The 16,880-nt window shown below is 49.5% G+C and carries 23 protein-coding genes; 20 read left to right on the top strand and 3 right to left on the bottom strand.

The window, feature by feature from the left end:
* The first annotated feature begins 22 nt into the window (after nucleotides 1-22).
* Nucleotides 23-916, top strand: coding sequence for a formylmethanofuran--tetrahydromethanopterin N-formyltransferase (gene fhcD / locus MTBMA_RS08040; protein WP_013296435.1), 894 nt, complete (start codon nucleotides 23-25; stop codon nucleotides 914-916).
* 38 nt (nucleotides 917-954) lie between these two features.
* Here fhcD and MTBMA_RS08035 read toward each other — a convergent pair whose 3' ends face one another.
* Nucleotides 955-2,883, bottom strand: a complete 1,929-nt coding sequence (locus MTBMA_RS08035) for a 3H domain-containing protein (protein ID WP_013296434.1) — start codon at nucleotides 2,881-2,883, stop codon at nucleotides 955-957.
* A 115-nt stretch (nucleotides 2,884-2,998) separates the two neighbouring features.
* Between MTBMA_RS08035 and MTBMA_RS08030 the strand changes: the two genes are divergently transcribed.
* Nucleotides 2,999-4,501, top strand: coding sequence for a bifunctional ADP-dependent NAD(P)H-hydrate dehydratase/NAD(P)H-hydrate epimerase (locus tag MTBMA_RS08030; protein ID WP_013296433.1), 1,503 nt, complete (start codon nucleotides 2,999-3,001; stop codon nucleotides 4,499-4,501).
* Between the two features lie 95 nt (nucleotides 4,502-4,596).
* Here MTBMA_RS08030 and MTBMA_RS08025 read toward each other — a convergent pair whose 3' ends face one another.
* Together MTBMA_RS08025 and MTBMA_RS08020 are read right to left on the bottom strand one after the other, a co-directional pair.
* Nucleotides 4,597-4,866: a pro-sigmaK processing inhibitor BofA family protein gene (locus MTBMA_RS08025; RefSeq protein WP_013296432.1), complete on the bottom strand. Its 270-nt coding sequence runs from the start codon at nucleotides 4,864-4,866 to the stop codon at nucleotides 4,597-4,599.
* On the bottom strand, nucleotides 4,866-6,050 hold the full coding sequence (locus tag MTBMA_RS08020; protein ID WP_013296431.1) for an argininosuccinate synthase: 1,185 nt from the start codon (nucleotides 6,048-6,050) through the stop codon (nucleotides 4,866-4,868). The genes MTBMA_RS08025 and MTBMA_RS08020 overlap by 1 nt, the downstream gene beginning before the upstream one ends.
* 210 nt (nucleotides 6,051-6,260) lie before the next feature.
* Here MTBMA_RS08020 and MTBMA_RS08015 point away from each other — a divergent pair, with 210 nt between their 5' ends.
* From MTBMA_RS08015 to MTBMA_RS07930, 18 genes are all read left to right on the top strand, one after another.
* On the top strand, nucleotides 6,261-6,992 hold the full coding sequence (locus tag MTBMA_RS08015) for a succinylglutamate desuccinylase/aspartoacylase family protein (RefSeq protein WP_013296430.1): 732 nt from the start codon (nucleotides 6,261-6,263) through the stop codon (nucleotides 6,990-6,992).
* Nucleotides 6,993-7,035: 43 nt separating this feature from the next.
* Nucleotides 7,036-7,701 (top strand): metal-dependent hydrolase, encoded by a 666-nt coding sequence (locus MTBMA_RS08010; protein ID WP_013296429.1) that lies wholly within the window; start codon nucleotides 7,036-7,038, stop codon nucleotides 7,699-7,701.
* Between the two features lie 103 nt (nucleotides 7,702-7,804).
* Nucleotides 7,805-8,116: a monovalent cation/H+ antiporter subunit E gene (locus MTBMA_RS08005; RefSeq protein WP_013296428.1), complete on the top strand. Its 312-nt coding sequence runs from the start codon at nucleotides 7,805-7,807 to the stop codon at nucleotides 8,114-8,116.
* Between the two features lie 10 nt (nucleotides 8,117-8,126).
* Nucleotides 8,127-8,384, top strand: a complete 258-nt coding sequence (locus MTBMA_RS08000; RefSeq protein WP_013296427.1) for a monovalent cation/H+ antiporter complex subunit F — start codon at nucleotides 8,127-8,129, stop codon at nucleotides 8,382-8,384.
* 14 nt (nucleotides 8,385-8,398) lie between these two features.
* Nucleotides 8,399-8,653, top strand: a complete 255-nt coding sequence (locus MTBMA_RS09120; RefSeq protein ID WP_048901309.1) for a DUF2109 family protein — start codon at nucleotides 8,399-8,401, stop codon at nucleotides 8,651-8,653.
* The gene (locus tag MTBMA_RS09115) at nucleotides 8,654-8,890 is read left to right on the top strand and encodes a DUF4040 domain-containing protein (RefSeq protein WP_013296425.1); all 237 of its coding nucleotides are present in this window, start codon (nucleotides 8,654-8,656) and stop codon (nucleotides 8,888-8,890) included.
* Nucleotides 8,890-9,249, top strand: a complete 360-nt coding sequence (locus MTBMA_RS07985) for a cation:proton antiporter subunit C (RefSeq protein ID WP_171770416.1) — start codon at nucleotides 8,890-8,892, stop codon at nucleotides 9,247-9,249. The genes MTBMA_RS09115 and MTBMA_RS07985 overlap by 1 nt, the downstream gene beginning before the upstream one ends.
* Nucleotides 9,250-9,278: 29 nt before the next feature.
* On the top strand, nucleotides 9,279-10,775 hold the full coding sequence (ehbF, locus tag MTBMA_RS07980) for an energy conserving hydrogenase EhbF (RefSeq protein ID WP_013296423.1): 1,497 nt from the start codon (nucleotides 9,279-9,281) through the stop codon (nucleotides 10,773-10,775).
* Between the two features lie 11 nt (nucleotides 10,776-10,786).
* Nucleotides 10,787-11,122, top strand: coding sequence for a hypothetical protein (locus MTBMA_RS07975; protein WP_013296422.1), 336 nt, complete (start codon nucleotides 10,787-10,789; stop codon nucleotides 11,120-11,122).
* On the top strand, nucleotides 11,115-11,411 hold the full coding sequence (locus MTBMA_RS07970; RefSeq protein WP_013296421.1) for an energy-converting hydrogenase B, subunit H: 297 nt from the start codon (nucleotides 11,115-11,117) through the stop codon (nucleotides 11,409-11,411). The genes MTBMA_RS07975 and MTBMA_RS07970 overlap by 8 nt, the downstream gene beginning before the upstream one ends.
* The gene (locus MTBMA_RS07965) at nucleotides 11,408-11,869 is read left to right on the top strand and encodes an MnhB domain-containing protein (protein ID WP_013296420.1); all 462 of its coding nucleotides are present in this window, start codon (nucleotides 11,408-11,410) and stop codon (nucleotides 11,867-11,869) included. Before MTBMA_RS07970 ends, MTBMA_RS07965 begins: the two co-directional genes overlap by 4 nt.
* A gap of 13 nt (nucleotides 11,870-11,882) precedes the next feature.
* On the top strand, nucleotides 11,883-12,110 hold the full coding sequence (locus MTBMA_RS07960; protein ID WP_013296419.1) for a hypothetical protein: 228 nt from the start codon (nucleotides 11,883-11,885) through the stop codon (nucleotides 12,108-12,110).
* Nucleotides 12,111-12,131: 21 nt separating this feature from the next.
* Complete coding sequence (locus MTBMA_RS07955; RefSeq protein WP_013296418.1) at nucleotides 12,132-13,475, top strand: 4Fe-4S binding protein; 1,344 nt, start codon at nucleotides 12,132-12,134, stop codon at nucleotides 13,473-13,475.
* A 15-nt stretch (nucleotides 13,476-13,490) separates the two neighbouring features.
* The gene (locus tag MTBMA_RS07950; protein ID WP_013296417.1) at nucleotides 13,491-14,000 is read left to right on the top strand and encodes a 4Fe-4S dicluster domain-containing protein; all 510 of its coding nucleotides are present in this window, start codon (nucleotides 13,491-13,493) and stop codon (nucleotides 13,998-14,000) included.
* 10 nt (nucleotides 14,001-14,010) lie between these two features.
* On the top strand, nucleotides 14,011-14,457 hold the full coding sequence (locus MTBMA_RS07945; RefSeq protein WP_013296416.1) for an NADH-quinone oxidoreductase subunit B family protein: 447 nt from the start codon (nucleotides 14,011-14,013) through the stop codon (nucleotides 14,455-14,457).
* An 18-nt stretch (nucleotides 14,458-14,475) separates the two neighbouring features.
* Nucleotides 14,476-15,606 carry a hydrogenase large subunit gene (locus MTBMA_RS07940; protein ID WP_013296415.1) on the top strand — a complete coding sequence of 377 codons (1,131 nt, stop codon included), beginning with the start codon at nucleotides 14,476-14,478 and terminating at the stop codon, nucleotides 15,604-15,606.
* Between the two features lie 5 nt (nucleotides 15,607-15,611).
* Nucleotides 15,612-16,601 carry a respiratory chain complex I subunit 1 family protein gene (locus MTBMA_RS07935; RefSeq protein ID WP_013296414.1) on the top strand — a complete coding sequence of 330 codons (990 nt, stop codon included), beginning with the start codon at nucleotides 15,612-15,614 and terminating at the stop codon, nucleotides 16,599-16,601.
* A 10-nt stretch (nucleotides 16,602-16,611) separates the two neighbouring features.
* Nucleotides 16,612-16,863, top strand: coding sequence for an energy-converting hydrogenase B subunit P (locus MTBMA_RS07930; protein ID WP_013296413.1), 252 nt, complete (start codon nucleotides 16,612-16,614; stop codon nucleotides 16,861-16,863).
* The last annotated feature ends 17 nt before the right edge of the window (nucleotides 16,864-16,880 follow it).

Below are 16,880 nucleotides of genomic sequence, written 5' to 3'. Positions count from 1 at the left end.
CTAAATCAACTAGGTGATAATTATGGAGATAAATGGTGTTGAAATAGAGGATACATTTGCGGAGGCCTTCGGTATCAAGGTTTCAAGGGTCCTTGTAACTGCAGCAACCAAAAAACTTGCAAAGATAGCTGCAACCGAGGCAACAGGTTACGGTACATCTGTTATAGGGTGCCCTGCAGAGGCAGGTATAGACTGCTACGTTCCACCAGAGGAGACACCCGATGGAAGGCCCGGATACATAATAATGATCTGCAACCCATCAAAGAAGAACCTGGACCATGAACTCCTTGAAAGGATAGGGATGGGTATACTTACAGCACCAACAACCGCAGTATTCGATGCTCTCGATGACGAGGACGAGAAGCTCAATGTGGGATTCAAACTCAAGTTCTTCGGGGATGGCTACGAGAAGGAACTTGAAATTGATGGAAGGAAAATCCACTCAATCCCGATAATGTCAGGCGACTTCCTCATTGAAAGCGAATTTGGAATAAAGGACGGGGTTGCAGGCGGAAACTTCTTCATCATGGGTGACAGTCAGGCATCAGCCCTCCTTGCGGCCCAGGCTGCAGTGGATGCAATAGCCGCAGTTGAAGGCACGGTAACACCATTCCCCGGTGGTGTGGTGGCTTCAGGTTCAAAGGTTGGATCAAACAAGTACAAGTTCCTCAACGCCTCAACCAATGAGAAGATGTGCGTGACACTCAAGGATGAGGTTGAGGGCAGCGAGATACCTGAAAACGTCAACGGGGTATATGAGATAGTTATAGACGGTGTCAACGAAGAGGTTGTAAGGGAGGCAATGAAGGAAGGTATAAAGGCCGCATGTACCGTTCCAGGCATAATTAAGATAAGTGCAGGGAACTACGGCGGCAACCTTGGAGCATACCAGATCAAACTCCATGACCTCTTCTAAATACTCTATTTTTTTATTTTTAAGAATTGAAGCATTTTTTATTCTATGCAGAACTTCTCCATCATTTCACTTTCAACTATGTCCCATATCTCATCTTCAGAGAGGTTAACACCAAGGAGCACACCCCTCTTTTCGAGGTCCCTCTCAATCTTCTTTATAACCTTAACGTCACTTGCAGCGACGGTGTGTGAGTGTATATTCCTTGATATGCTGTACAGGGCCTTCAGGGATCTCCTGGCGTCTGGCTTTTCAAGTTCCTCCTGGCACCTCCGGAGGTCATCCATGTTCCGTATGTTGAGGTTCCTTGTGACCACCTGCCTCACCCCTGGAAGGTAGTGCTTTGAGTCAAGGATTCGACCGCCCCTCCTTATAATTGTCTCCTTGTCGTCCATGTTACCCAGGTCATGCTTCAGGAGCATCTCAACAACCCTTCCTGATTCCTGTATTATGGATTTGATCTCAGCGAGGTCCAGATTAACTCCTATGAGGAAACCCTCCTTCCTGAGCTCCTCCTCCACCCTATCAAGGCTTTTTGCGTCAGGTCCTGATATCCTGTGTGTATGTATGCCCCCACCTGAGAGGGTGTAGAGTCTGTCAAGGGATTCCAGTTTACGGGAGTCACTCCTGAGGGTCTTTATGAAACGGTCGACGTCCTCAATTGAGTCAACACCCACATTTCTTCTGAGGGGCTCTGAGAAACCTGGAAGGTAGTACTCTATGTCCTCGATTGTACAGCCATTCTTTATTATGATCTCTGCTTCCCTTCTTATATCATCCACGCCGTGGTTTTCAACAATGCTCATCTCAGGTTTAATTATTATCTCAACAAGCCGCCCATGCTTCCTTGCAACTTCCTTTATCTCATTGTCATCTAGGTTAACGCCGAGAAGGATACCCTCCTCTCTGAGTTCATCTATGACCTTATCTATACTCTCCCGGTCTGGCCCGGATATCCAGTGGGAGTGTATTCCGCTCACAGACTCATAGATCCTTGTAAGGGAGCTCTTTCTGGAGGGGTCTCCCTCAAGGGCATTTAAAAACCGTTCAAGTTCCTTTTTCTTGGATACTCCGATCTTCCTCACCAAGGGCTCCTTGAACTCAGGGAGGTGGTACTCTATATCCTCCAGTGTGCAGCCATACTTGAGTATTATCTCTGCCTCCTTTCCAATATCCTCAACATCATGCTTAACTGTTATCTTCACCATGGTGGGCTCCATGGCTGCAAAGTAGATGTCCTCACCCCCGCTGATCTCAGGGGAGATCACACGGTTGGCCCCTGCACGGTAGAGCCTCTTTATGTTTTCCCTCTTACTGGACCTTGTCACGATCCATATGTCTGGATTCAGCTCCCTGCAGGTGAGGGTTATGAAGAGGTTGTCAACATCATCCCCGGTTGTTATTATAACCCCACGGGCCCTCTTTATGCCGGCAGCCCTGAGTGTATCCTCATCTGTGGCGCTTTCAGGTATTGCAAGTACGTTGGGATCCTCCCAGAGTTCCTTCTCCACTATTTCCCGGTCCTTCTCAATTATTATGGTCTTCTGATTCCTTTTCTGGAGTTCCTTAAAAACGGCGGATCCAACACGGCCAAAACCACAGAGAATGAAGTGGTTGTTCATTGACTGCATTAACCTCCGTATCCGGGCACCTGATATGGTCTCCTGCAGTGTCATCGTGATCACCGAAACGGTTAAGCTTAGAACATAGGCTATGAGTCCCACACCACCAAGGGCAAGGGTAACAGAGAATATCTTCTGGGATACCGTGACTGGTGTTATGTCCCCGTAACCCACAGTGGCGATGGTGATCACTGTGAAGTAGATGGCATTGTAGAGGTCAAGACCCATTATGTACATTGAGCCAAGTATACCATAAATTATGAGAGCCGCCAGAGCCGCGAGGGCATAGTATATGACTGATAGGGGAACGTATGGGATATTCTCCACCAGATTCCTTTTGGGTGGCATGGGAAACCTCGCCTCTTGATATGTTAAATATCTGTCAGTCAATAATATAAATTCAGAGTATCTGGAGTGGGGGCTCTGGAATTAACCCTGAAATTCTAAGGATGGTGAAACAGTCATGAAGCCGATTGATGTGGCAGCAGCTGATATTAATGCCGAGTACCTTGGTATTCCAAGACTTTCCCTTATGGAGACTGCTGGAAGGGCAGTTGCAGAGGAGATAGGGAATTATGCGGATGGAGGAAGGGTCATATTATTTTGCGGATCGGGGGGAAATGGTGGTGATGGGTTTGTTGCCGCACGGCATCTCCTTAACATGGGATTCGAGGTTGAGGTTCTCCTACTCACGCACCCCGAAAGGATAGGGTCAGCGGAGGCACGGCGTAACTGGGATGTTCTCATGGCCATGCAGCCGGAGCCAGGCATACTCGGTGTAAGGGCAGTCAGTGATTCATCTGAGCTTTTTCCTGTGGATGCAGATGTGGTTGTTGATGCAGTACTTGGCACGGGTGTCAGGGGGGTTATAAGGGAACCATCAAGGTCAGCCATTGAACTCATAAACCTTTCAGACGCATTTAAGGTTTCTGTGGATATACCAAGCGGACTCAGCCCAGAGACTGGTACCGTGGATGATGTTGCTGTATCTGCAGACCTTACGGTGACTTTTCACAGGATGAAGGATGGACTTGAAAAGGCGGACCCTGCCATCACAGGCGAAATCGTGGTGAGGGACATAGGGATACCAAGGGCAGCCGAGGTATTTGTGGGTCCAGGGGATCTTCTAAGAATACCCTCCAGGAGCCCTGAGAGTCATAAGGGGGAAAACGGGAGGGTTCTGGTTATCGGTGGAAGCCATCACTACTCAGGGGCCCCTGCACTCGCAGCCATCTCCGCACTGAGGGCAGGTGCAGACGTTGTAACCGTTGCAGCACCGGGCAGCGCAGCCAGCGCCATCAAATCCATCGCACCTGATCTAATAGTCAGGAAACTTGAGGGTAAATATATAGGGCCAGGGTCCCTGGGGGAGCTCCTGGAACTTGCAGAAAATGCCGATTCTGTTCTTGTGGGCTGTGGGGCTGGTAGGCACCAATCAACATCAGAAACTTTCAGAGAACTTATTGGAGCACTCCAGGAAATGGGGAAACCCCTGGTACTCGATGCCGATGCACTCAGGCTGATTGATTACTCCCATGTCACTGACTACAGGGATCTAACTGTAACTCCACATATGGGTGAATTCAGGGAGTTCTTTAAACTCAGATCCGAGATATACGCCGATTTCAGTGAACGGGTGGCTGCCTTCAGCTCTGTTTCCTCAAGGATAAGGGGAACGGTTCTTCTGAAGGGCCATGTGGACATGATATTCCAGGGTGACAGATTCCGCCTCAACAGGACGGGCTGCCAGGGGATGACTGTTGGTGGTACAGGGGATTGCCTTGCTGGTTTAACTGCGGGTCTATGTGCAATGGGGCTTTCATCATTTGATTCCGCCTCACTTGCAGCATTCATAAATGGTAAGGCAGGGGAACTGGCAATGGAGAAATATGGAACAGGATTTTTAGCATCAGATATCCATGATTTTATTCCAGGGGCAATGGATATGCGGACCTATGGTTTCTGAGCCATCAAAAAGTAAGAGTTGAATTAATAGCAAGGGGAGGCTGACAGGGGCCTCCTTTACACTGCGCCGTCAAAAATAATATCAAAGGGGTATCCTCAGACCAGCCCAAGGATGTTTCCAATGAGAAGTATCCCGACTCCCGTCACCCCACCAAAACCAGCCACAAGGACTGTAAGAGGGTTGATGGGGATGTTTACGAATGGCAGTATATTAACACCAAAAAGAAGAAAAATACCAAGCACTATGTTTCCTGCAAGTGCCAGTATCTTCCTTCCAACACCAAAAAGTATTCTGAGGGACGCAAGACCCCCCGCAATTATGAATGTGGCAACCACAATGAGAACAAGGAATGAGAACCCTTCCATCAGTTCTCCTTCCTGCATACCCTGTTGTATATCCCTGCCTGGAGGGCGTAGTTCTTGACCATTCCTGCCATCTCCCTCTGGTCAAGGGTCTTGTCCTCAAAGGATACTATCTCCTCACTGTAGAGGCTGTAGGGTGACTTTCTGCCTATGACCCGCATACTGCCCCGGTGTAGCTTGACCCTCACCATTCCGGTTACACGCCTCTGCATGTGGTTTATTGCCATATCAAGGTCCTCACGGAGGGGGTCATGCCAGAGTCCACTGTAGACGAGTTCAGCATAGGTGCCACTGATTATATCAGCAAATCGCAGCTCGCTCCTGGTAAGTGTCAGCTGCTCAAGGGCCCGGTGGGCCTCCAGGAGGAGGAAGGCTGCGGGTGTTTCATAGATCTCCCGGCTCTTCATACCTATGATACGGTCCTCCATGATGTCAACCCTTCCAATCCCGTGTTTACCAGCGATTTCATTTGCAAGGCCTATGAGTTCAAGGGGCTTCATCTCATCACCATTCAGTGCAACTGGGACACCCTTCCTGAATTCAATCTCGACCACCTCTGGTTCTTCAGGGGTTTTATCGATGGGCCTTGTCCACTGGAATGCGTCCTCAGGTGGTTCCACCATGGGGTCCTCCAGGATGTCGCCCTCTATTGCACGCCCCCAGAGGTTTTCGTCTATACTGTAGAGCTTATCGGAGGGCAGGGGTATGCCGCAGGATCTGGCGTATTCCATTTCCTCTGTCCTTGTGAGGTTCAGGTCCCTTATGGGTGCGATGACCTCAAGGTCTGTCCTTGACCTTATAACCGCCTCAAAACGGAACTGGTCGTTCCCCTTACCTGTGCATCCATGGGCTATTGCAGATGCGCCCTCGGATTCGGCCACCTCAACTATCTTTTCTGCTATGAGGGGTCTTGCAAGGGCCGTGCTGAGGGGGTAGCCCTCGTATACTGCATTTGCCTTTATGGCGGGGAATATGTAGTTCTCTGCAAACTCCTCCCTTGCATCCACTGTGTGGTGTTTATAGTTTCCGAGTTCCTCTGCAACCCTTGCTGGTCTTTCAACCTCCTCCCGCGGCTGACCAACATCCACACAGGCTGTTATGACTTCCATACCGTATTTTTCCTCAAGGAGCTTGATACATACAGATGTGTCAAGACCTCCACTGAAAGCAAGAACCACCTTATCCATAACAATCACCTTATAAGAATCAAATACTCATGTTTTTATTACCAGCATTATAGATATAATGGGTAGGTGTTATTAAGTCTGTCCCCGGTGTAGCCGGAGACCCATATGGATGGGGTCAAGGTGCTATCATCGCTTCCGGTTAACTGAGAGATCTGCAATGGGGATCCCTGATACTCTATTAGGTTTATGGTTCTGTGCGTGGTGACCATGATGTTTGTGAGGGAGGACTCGATCAAAATTTCAACTGTACATGAGGGCTCGGGGGGTGATGTTACTCTCAATGATGCTCTACGGCCACATTTAAGCTCAGAACTTTCCCTTGAACTGGCAGAGTACTCCCGGAAGGGTACAGTGATGCTCACCTTTGGAGGGGGGAGGCCAGTGGTGATGATAGTGGCTGGGGTCCATGGCAATGAGATACCCCCACAGGTAGCGGCTGTAAGGCTTTCAGAACAGCTTTTATCCATGGATATCAGGGGGACAGTTCATGTGATACCATTTGCTGCCCCATGGGCAACGATGAAGAACAGCAGATGGTTCACGGGCCATGATCTGAACCGCTCGGCCAGTATCAGGGGGTCTGTAACAAATTCCATATTCAGGAGGGCATGTGAGATGGGGGTGGATGCCCTTGCAGATTTCCACTCCACGGCACCTGGAAGCAAACCCGGCGTTGAGGGGGTTTTCTGTTCAGAGGAACCTGAACATGAAAGCATGGAGATAGCCCGTTACATAACTTCAAGGACCTCATCAAAACTTCTATGCTATGAGAAGGCGTCTTCCCATTACAGGGGGGCCCTTGAGGATGAATGCAATCTTGCCGGCATCCCCTCTGTAACCTGTGAGGTTTTATCTGAGAATGGAGTTGTCAGGGAGGGCAGTGACGGGAGGTCGCTCCTGCAGATGAGGCTTTTCCTGAAGTACATGGGTATTCTATCATGATGAGGTGTTTGGATGTGTTCCTTCAGTAGAGCGGGGTGGGTCAGTGTCCTCATATAAGAAACATGCCGCCTTTTCAATCATAATGGCGTCCCCAATTTTCCAGGCGGTTTTCCCGGTTGCACTGGCACTTCTGGGGTCCATGATTCCGGATATGGACCATGAGGTTAAATCAGAGAATGTGTCAACGGTGTTTCTTTTTGGACTTGTGATATTCCTTGTATTTTATATCCTGGGTCTTCCCTACCTTGCGGGGATTGCCCTCATGGATCTTGCCCTCATATTCTACCTTTCAAGGCACAGGGGATTCACACATTCAATTCTGGGGGCCCTCATAATCTCTGCCTGTCTGACGGTGTTTGTTCTATCGGTGTTCTTCCTTCTGAGGTCACTGGGCCTTGATGGGAAGGCATCAATCATGGTCATACTCACGGTTCTGGGGTTCATGTTCCTTAACAGGGTGATGATCTTACCATTCGTACTTCTGACTCTTCTTGGGGTTTTCCTCACGGATTTTCCCACAATGAATCTCTACACAATAATGGGACCCCTCCTTATTGGCTTCATCAGCCATGATGTCCTTGATTCTTTCACACCATCAGGGGTCAGGTTCATGAGGCCCTTCTCAGGGAGAACCTTCAGAAAGGGCTTTGGGATCCTTATGCTGATTTTCTGGGCCCTTGTGGTACTCTACGTGCTCCTGTTGCTGTAATCAACGACTATCACATTTTTATTACGATTTATATAGAAAACTTTATATTATCATAAATAATCATGTTAATTAGAACTGGTACTAAATAGAAGGGAGCTATAAAATGTTTATCACAAGGATTCTGTACGGTATCGCCTACTTCCTGGTCCTGATATATGAGATACTTAAGGCAACAGCTGACGTGGCAGTAAAAACACTGAATGGAAACATTGAGCCTGTAATAGTGGAAATAGAGACTGAACTCACAAGACCGGTGTCCCAGACGATACTTGCAAACAGCATAACCCTCACACCAGGAACACTTTCGGTTGACCTTGATTCTGAGAACAGAATCCTGAAGGTCGCTGCAATATATCCCCGCAGCAGGGAGGACATAATACCATTCGAGCCCTACATAAGGGGGATGCTTGAATAGGGGGTTTTTCATGGATCTGCTGATGATATCAGAATATATTCTCCTGGCTTCACTGGCAGTATTCTCCATTGCAGCGGTGAGGATCGCAACAAGAAAGAGCATAGGGATGGGCCTTGTTGGTATATCAGCGTTCAGTCTGGCCACCGCAACGATACTCATACTCATAAACAGGATCTATGGGGTTGGCTTCTGCCGTGATATAGCCTATGCCCTTGTTCTTCTGGGGCCAGTTGGTACCATAGCATTTGCGAGGGTTCTGAGGGGTTGATAGAAGTGTACATCATGATTTTAAGGTCCGCTATCCTGATCATTTCATCCATACTCGTGATACTGGCAGCCATAGGTATACTCAGATTCAGGGACGATATAGAGAGGGTCCTGTATGCAAGGATCCACGTCCTGGGTATTGCCGATGTTGCATGCATACTGGCACTCCTTGCCCTTGGAGAACCACTCCTGGCCGCAACATACTTCATACTGGCACCATTCGTCTCACATGCAATAGCAAACGCCCACTATTATGGGGAGGGGGATTAGATGATCGAATACGTGATAATGATCATAGCAATACTTGGAGCGGTGCTTGCACTGGTCCAGAGGGACCTCCTGAAGGCAGCAATACTCACAGGGGTCCCCGGGGCTGCGATAGCCGCCCTTTACCAGCTGCTACTGGCACCTGATGTGGCACTGACACAGGCGATAGTTGGATCCGCAATTATACCTGTCTTCTTTGCACTTGCTGCTTACAGGACAATGAGAATGGAGGAAGAATGATGATCTCTTTACAGCTGGCATCCCTACTGACAGCAGGAAGTCTCATGGTCATAGGTGCTGTGGCCGTGATATTCATAGACAACCTCATAAAGAAGGTTATAGCCCTTTCATTCATAGCCGACGGCGTTAACCTCTTCCTTGTGACACTGGGCTACAGGCCCGGGGGCATAGTCTACATTTACCTTCCAGGAATGTCAGGGACATGGTTTGCACAGAACGCATCCTACCCGCTGCCCTTTGCACTTGTACTCACAAGCATAGTTATAGGGGCCAGCACCCTTGCTGTGATGCTCGGCATAATAATAATCCTTTACCATAAACACGGCACCATAAGCGCGTCCAAGGTGCTGGAAGAGTGAAAAATCAGGAGTTTAACAGGTGAGAAATTATGAATCCACTTATACCGGTCATGGTGGTTTTACCGATTCTGTGTGCACTTCTACTTAACCTCCTTCATGGAAGGGACAGAACCGTGAAGGCACTGGCTGTTGCAGTGGCAATCTTGCTTCCAATCATACCCCTCCTTGCAGGGTACGGTGCACATTACTTTGGGGGCTACGCCCCCCTATCCGAGAATCCTGCCATTGCATCAGGGCTGCCCGACTCCGTAAAGTCATCGTACCTCTACTCGTTTCACCCGGGGATAACATACCTCTTTGGAAGTGCCCAGAGGATATTCCTGCTCATACTATCAATCGTGGCGTTCCTGGCAGTTTTAACATCCCTCAATGAGGTCAGGAAACCTTCAGGCGTCTACGCATTCCTCATGTTTATGGGAACGGCAGCTGTTACAGCCATAGTCCTCACAGATGACATATTCAACCTCTATGTCTTCTTTGAGATAGCGGCACTTGCACAGGTTGGTGTGATACTCTGCTCGGGGGTGGAGCGCAGCTATGAAACCGCACTCAAATACATGATGATAGGTGGAGTGGCAGCCCCCATGCTCCTCCTGGGGGTGGCCATACTCCTTGCGCTGACAGGCAACGTTAACATATCAGATATAGTATTTTCAATGAGAAGCGGCCTTGTTAACCCTGGCAGCCCCCTATTCCTGCTTGCATCATCACTCATACTCTTCGGGTGGCTCTACGGAACGGGGCTCCCACCATTCCACACCATCAAATCAGCGGTCTACAGCAAGGCCCTGCCCCATGGTGCTGCACTTCTTCAGGCCTTCTCTGTCTTCACCTTCACAGCCCTTGCACTGGTCATACTGAGAATGTTCTACCATATGCCTCTTGTGAGGTGGGCCATGGTGTTCTTCTCACTGGCAGGGATGGTTCTTGGTATAAGCATGGCACTCATGCAGACGGATCTAAGGAGGATGATAGGTTTCCTTGCGGTGGGTGAACTGGGGTACATTGGAATAGGCCTTGGCCTTGGAACCGCAGCCAGCATATCGGCCGGTCTCTTTCAGGCTGTCAACGAGGCCCTCATAACAGCATGCATATTCCTGGGCTTCGGGACAATCTTCTACATGACTGGAAGATCCGACCCTGAAAGGATAGGAGGTCTCATAGCATATAAACCAGGCCTTGCAGGTCTCGTGATGCTTTCAGGATTCATAATGGCGGGTGTACCACCATTCAATGTATTCCAGAGCAAACTGATGCTCATACAGGCATCCATCCAGGCAGGATTCCCTGAGCTGGGTGTTGTGATGATACTCCTCAGCATAGTCACCTTCATGACCTTCCTCAGGGCATTCTATTCGGTTTACCTCAGACCCGAACCTGAGGGAATGGAACTGGAATCAGAATCGGTCCCCAGGTCAACGGTATTCTCACTTGTGGTGCTGATTCTCATATGCACGGCACTGGGACTGGCGCCCTGGATTGCAACATCCCAGTTCACATCACTGATACAGGGTCTTATAATATGAGAGGGGATGAGATGAGCTTCTATGATACGGTAATAGACAGGATAAGGGAATTAACAGAAAAAGATGGTGAGAAGGGAGTAAGCAACATTTCGGCCTCAGCAGCACTCACAGCAGAGATAACCGTAACTGCAGCTGTCCTGATAGCTGCGGTGATGCTGAGGAAGATAAATTTCATCCTCATGGTGTTCACGGTTCTCCTGCTGGCAGTATTCCTCCTGACCTCGTTCCCGCTCTCTGTGAGACTCAGAAGGGAACAGGGGGACGAGTTCAGCAGGATGATATTCTATGCGCTCATGACTCTTGGAATACTGGTTTCAATATTCTACTGGGGTGGTTCAGGTGTCTGAATCCATCAGGGGGCTCATGGCAACGGTGGCCCTTGGCCTCTTCGGGGTAACACTCTTTGATGCCATCATTGACCTTAGCAAGGTGATAAACCCTGGAATAAGCATTATCTACAATTACCTCGGAACAAAGATAGCCCCCAACATGGTGACGGTTGTCGTGTTTGACTGGAGGGCCTACGATACACTTGGAGAGGCCCTTATACTTGTCACGGCTGTACTTGTAACCCTTCTAGTATTTGGAAGGGGTAAGGTCCAGATAGGGAGAGATGATGGAGGGAAAGAGAGATGAGTACAATACTTAAGATATTCGCATTCCCTGCAGCAATATTTATAATGTGCCTGGGGATCCTGACAGTGCTCGGGGGCCACATAACCCCTGGAGGAGGATTTCAGGGGGGTGCGATGGTTGCAGCCGGGTTCATATTCTGTGCAGTAGTATACGGAATCGAAAAGAGCCCCTTCCAGTTTTCACATGAATTCATGTCTGCAATGGAAAGCATAGGGGCGCTTGGATACGTTGCACTGGGACTCTGCGGCCTGTTATTCTCAGGTTTCTTCCTTTACAACCTGGGAGTTGACCTTTATGGCATATCACAGAGTGTCAGCGGCTTCTTCAACTACCCTGACCCGACGCATGCAGGTATAATACCCTACCTCAACATAGTTGTGGGCCTCAAGGTCCTCGTGGGGCTCAGTGCAATCGTAATAACCTTCATGGAGTTCAGGGGTGAAGAGGTCACAGAATAGTGGGGAATCAGGAATGTTTACAGGTCCAATAATCTTCGGGTTTCTACTTGGATTCATACTTGGAAGCAGAATAAGGGATGATGAGTTTCCTGCATCCACCTACATTGTGCTGCTCCTAGTACTCATCCTGGTGGCATGGAACATCGGCCCATTCCCGTACTACACCGATATCCCCATTGCCACAGGGTTTGCAGCGGCAGCAGCAGGTATAGTGGTGGGTAAACTCTTACTTGGGCGCTGATAATATCATGGGGTTAGTATCATGTTCATATCAACAGGAAAATGTGAGGGACTTGGAGAATGCATCAGGGCATGCCCGACTGAAGCAATAAGGATGATTGATGGGAGGGCCTTCAGCTGCATAACCTGCGGTGCATGCATGGAGGCCTGTCCAAACAAGGCAATACGCAGGAACAGATACGGGGGATACGTGGTTGACAGGGCAAAGTGCAACGCCTGCGGTGTCTGTGAGATGACGTGCCCCGTAAACAGCATAAGGATAGAGGACGGTGTCGTTAAGGGCATATGTGCAAGGTGTGGTCTATGTGTGGATAAATGCCCACTTGGGGCAAGGGTGGATGCATTTGACCTCATAGAGGACAGACAGCTCCGCTTCCTGGAATCACTCAACCTGGCGGTGAAACCACCTGTGAGGAGAACACCACAGAGCCATGAGGCCACAAGGATAAATGTGATCACCGACCCTGAGAAATGCACCCTCTGCAGGAGATGCCAGTACTACTGTCCAACAGGGGCGATAATCGTTGATACAGATGAGGGAGTATGCACAGAGTGTCGTGTCTGCGAGGATGTCTGTCCTGTGGGGGCAATAGAGGACCTTGAGATAGACCCTGAGAAGTGCACACTCTGCCTCAAATGCCTGAGGGAATGCCCGAGCAGAGCAATATACGTGGATGACTTTGAGGTGAAGATAAGGAGGCCAGAAACAGAGCTTGAGGGCAGCATAGTATCCTGCCTCAACTGCGGGCTCTGCGCCGGAGCCTGTGAAAGGGGCGCCCTCAAAATGGTTGATGGCAAGCTGAGATACGACCCATCCCTCTGCAGGGACTGCGATGAAACCCCCTGCATAGACGCATGTCCCGCTGGAACCCTGAGGATGGTTGACGGGGAACTGAGGGGCTACTGCGTATCCTGTGGCCGCTGCGTCAGGGCGTGTGATGTGAGCAGGGCCCGTGACTTCAAGACGGTGAGATGGGACGGCTCGGTTTCAGAGGACTGCATATCCTGTGGTGTGTGCTCAGAGATATGTCCTGTTGATGCCATAACCCTTAAGAGGGGCTCCATAGAGGTGGACACCGATAAATGCATACTCTGTGAGAAGTGCGGAATCCACTGCCCCGCAGATGCCATACCAAAAACTACCATGAAGAAGAGAAGGATAACAGGAGGTTTCACACTCATAGACCCCCGCCTGTGCATCGGATGCGGCCTCTGCCTGGAGATATGCCCCGAAGATGCAATATCAAAGGATGAAAGCGGTCTCATGATGGTGGATGAGGATAAATGCATACACTGCGGCGCATGTTCAAACATATGCCCTGCAAGGGCGGTTCTCTTTGAGAGGGAGTTCGGTTTATCAGATTAATGGATGGTGGCTCAGGTGAAGAACATATTAAGGATAATGCTGGAGGGTTCCTACACAAACCTCAAGAGGATACTCTTTGCAGCAGACAGGGTAACGGACATGGAACTGAGAAAAAGGATCCTTGAGGGCACAGTGGAACCAGAACCAAAGGTTGCGGAGGTATCATGTATAGGATGTGCTGGATGCTCAAATGCATGCCCAACAGGGGCCATCGAGATGAAGGACCTGGATGAACCAGTTGAGATCATAGAGGGCCTCATAAAGAAACAGATACCGGTCCTCAATAGTGAAAAGTGTGTTCACTGCTATTACTGCCATGACTTCTGCCCCCTCTACGCACTATTCGGGGAACCAGGGACCATCCACCCCAATGATGTGGGAGAGGTGGAATTTGACGCCGGATCCATACTTCAGAAACCCGTTAAGATAAGTGAGGACAAACTGAAGTTCATATCACAGTTTCTGGCGGATAAAAGCGTTATAAAGAGGACCGATACCCTTGCAGAGGCTGCAAGGAAGATGTAGGTGATGGATTATGGGTCTTAAATCATTTTCAAGGGCAAGAGCTGTACATGCAATGCTCGTATACACCGGGGGATGCAACGGCTGCGACATAGAGATAGTGAACGCAGTTCTCTCACCAAAATATGACGCCGAACAGTACAAGATCTTCCTGACATGGAACCCCAGGGAGGCCGATGTACTCATAGTAACCGGTCCGGTCACAAAACAGAACGAGGGGCCACTTAAGGAGATATACAATGCAATACCAGAACCCAAGGCGGTTATAGCTGCAGGGGCCTGCGCTCTGATGGGCGGGGTCTACAAGAATATACATGGGGACATCCCCTCAGAGGAAATCTGCGGCCCAGTGGATAAGGTCATACCTGTGGATGCAAAGGTCCCTGGATGCGCGGTAAGACCTGAAGATGTCCTTGCAGGGGCAGTCGCAGCACTGCCAAAACTTCTGGAGGCAGATTGATAATTCAGGGTGCTTACAATGGATGGGAAAAGGGAGATAATTGAGACAGAAATAACAATGGGTACCGTGCACTCGGCAGCCATAGAACCCTACCGTGTGAGGCTGTTCGTTGAGGATGAAATAGTCAGAGACGCCGAGATAACCGTCGGGGTCAACCACAGGGGTATTGAAAGGATAATGGAGGGCCTCCCCGTGGAGAAGGCCAACAGCCTGACAGAGAAGGTATGCGGAATCTGTTCAGGTGTCCACCTCTGGAATTCAGTCCTGGTGGCTGAAAAGGGCCTTGGCGTGGAGATACCCGAAAGGGCATCCTACATAAGGATAATAGTTGGGGAACTTGAAAGAATCCACAGCCACCTTCTCTATCTGGCCCATGGAAATGAGGTCCTTGGCCATGAAACATTCTCCATGAGGCTATTCTACATAAGGGAGACAGTCATGGAGCTTCTGAGGCTCATAGGGGGTAACAGGGTACAGTACGGTGTACCCATCATTGGTGGTATAAGACCGAGGGCAGACCTTGATGAGATGAAGACCCAGAGGATAAGTGAGGGAATGGACTTCATAGAGGAGAAGGTTGAGGCCTTTGCAGAGAGGTTCACCTCCGATCCAATGGTGATGTCCCGTATAACAGGGGTCTGCCCCATAAGCAGGAAGGATGCCCTCAGATTACATGTAACAGGCCCAACACTCAGGGCAACTGGTGTTGAATTTGACTTAAGGACTGAAATGCCATGCTATGACCCATTTGAATTTGATGTCATAACCCAGGATGGTGGAGATGTCAGGGCAAACCTCCTCATGAGGGTCCTCGAGATATTTGAATCCATAAATATAATAAGACAGGCCCTGAGGGACCTCCCGGATGGAAGGGTTGTTGACAGGAACTGGGAGATGCAGGATACAGGGATAGTGAAGAGCTACGTTGAGGCCCCAAGGGGGAGACTCTACCACTCCTATGCAATAGAGGATGGAAGGGTGAGGGGTTCAATAATAAGGACACCCTCAATGTCAAACATTGGTGCCATGCAGTATGCCTGCATAGGCCACCACATCACCGATGCACAGCTCGGTATAGTGCAGTGCGATCCCTGCTTCACATGCACAGACAGGGCAATTGAAATAATAGACCTCAATGCTGAAAGGTGATCAAAGTGGACGCATCATATTCAATCATATCTGTCACTGGAACAGTCCTACTTGGATTGATTGTAAGCCTCTGGCTGCCAGGTATTGAGAGGAAATTTGTCCATGCAAGGATACAGCAGCGCATAGGACCCCCTGTTTCAAGCCCGGGACTCATGGCTGCACTCAAGTTCTTTTACAAGAGGACCATTGAGCCATGCTCACCACTCCCACGCCTCTACAACTCACTCCCCATTGTAGGGTTCATATCAGCACTCCTCATACTTATCTTCCTCATACCCCCAATGTACACCTTTGGGGCCCTCGCAAGCCTCGTGGCGGTTGTAGGATTCCTCAAGATAGAGGAGGTGATCTACGTCTTCATGGGTTCACTCTCAAGGTCAGTAATGTCCCTCAGAATGCCATTCCCTGACCTTGCAAAGGGGGCCAAACACCCCAATGTCCAGAGGTACTTCCTTGAGGATCTAAGTGCAATGAGGGCTTTCAGGCTGATTGCATTCGGTTCATTCCCCATATACATCGCACTCTTCGTGCCTGCGGTTATGGCTGGAAGCATATCCATTGGGGACATCGTGGCATACCAGGCAGCCAATGGCCCGGTACTCTTCACCCTTGCAGGGGTTATAGGTACCGTGGCATTCTTCATCGGCTACATGATACTCCTCAACGAGTACCCCTTCGCCATACTCAAGACCAAGGCCGATGTTATAGAGGGGCCATACATGGAGTACGCTTCAAAGTACAGGGCATTCGTCTACATAACTAGGGGATTCCTCATGTTCACACTGGGGTGTCTGTTCTCTGTACTTTTCATCGGGGTACCCCCAAACATACTCAGCTGGGGCATACTCGTCAACCTGGCAGCTGCAGTAATATTCCCAATAATCATGGCGGTCTTCAGTGCATTTGCACCGGTATTCACTTTCAAGCAGTTCTACCCGGTAACAGCAGCAGCATCGGTGATAGGGGTCCTGGCACTGGTGGTGGCATTCGTATGAAGGTGATAACATGAAGATGGTTATAAGACCGCATCACATGATAAGCCTCGGCGGATACATAGTGGAACTGGAGTTCCCCTACAGGAACCTCATAGTCGTGAATCCCACCGACGAGCACATCAAGATAGAGGTCCCTGTGTTTGATGAGGACTGGATAGAGGAACACAGGAAACTGGGCCTCAGAATAATACCTGTAAGGGATGAGGATAACTACCTGAGCCTCTGGAGGAGGGAGAAGGCCCTCCTGGAGGCTTCAGATTAAATTTTTTCGTGGTTTAA

It is taken from the genome of Methanothermobacter marburgensis str. Marburg (assembly GCF_000145295.1).
Lineage (GTDB): Archaea > Methanobacteriota > Methanobacteria > Methanobacteriales > Methanothermobacteraceae > Methanothermobacter > Methanothermobacter marburgensis.
The sequence above is the reverse complement of the archived record's forward strand: the minus strand, read 5'-3'. Positions and strand labels throughout refer to the sequence as shown.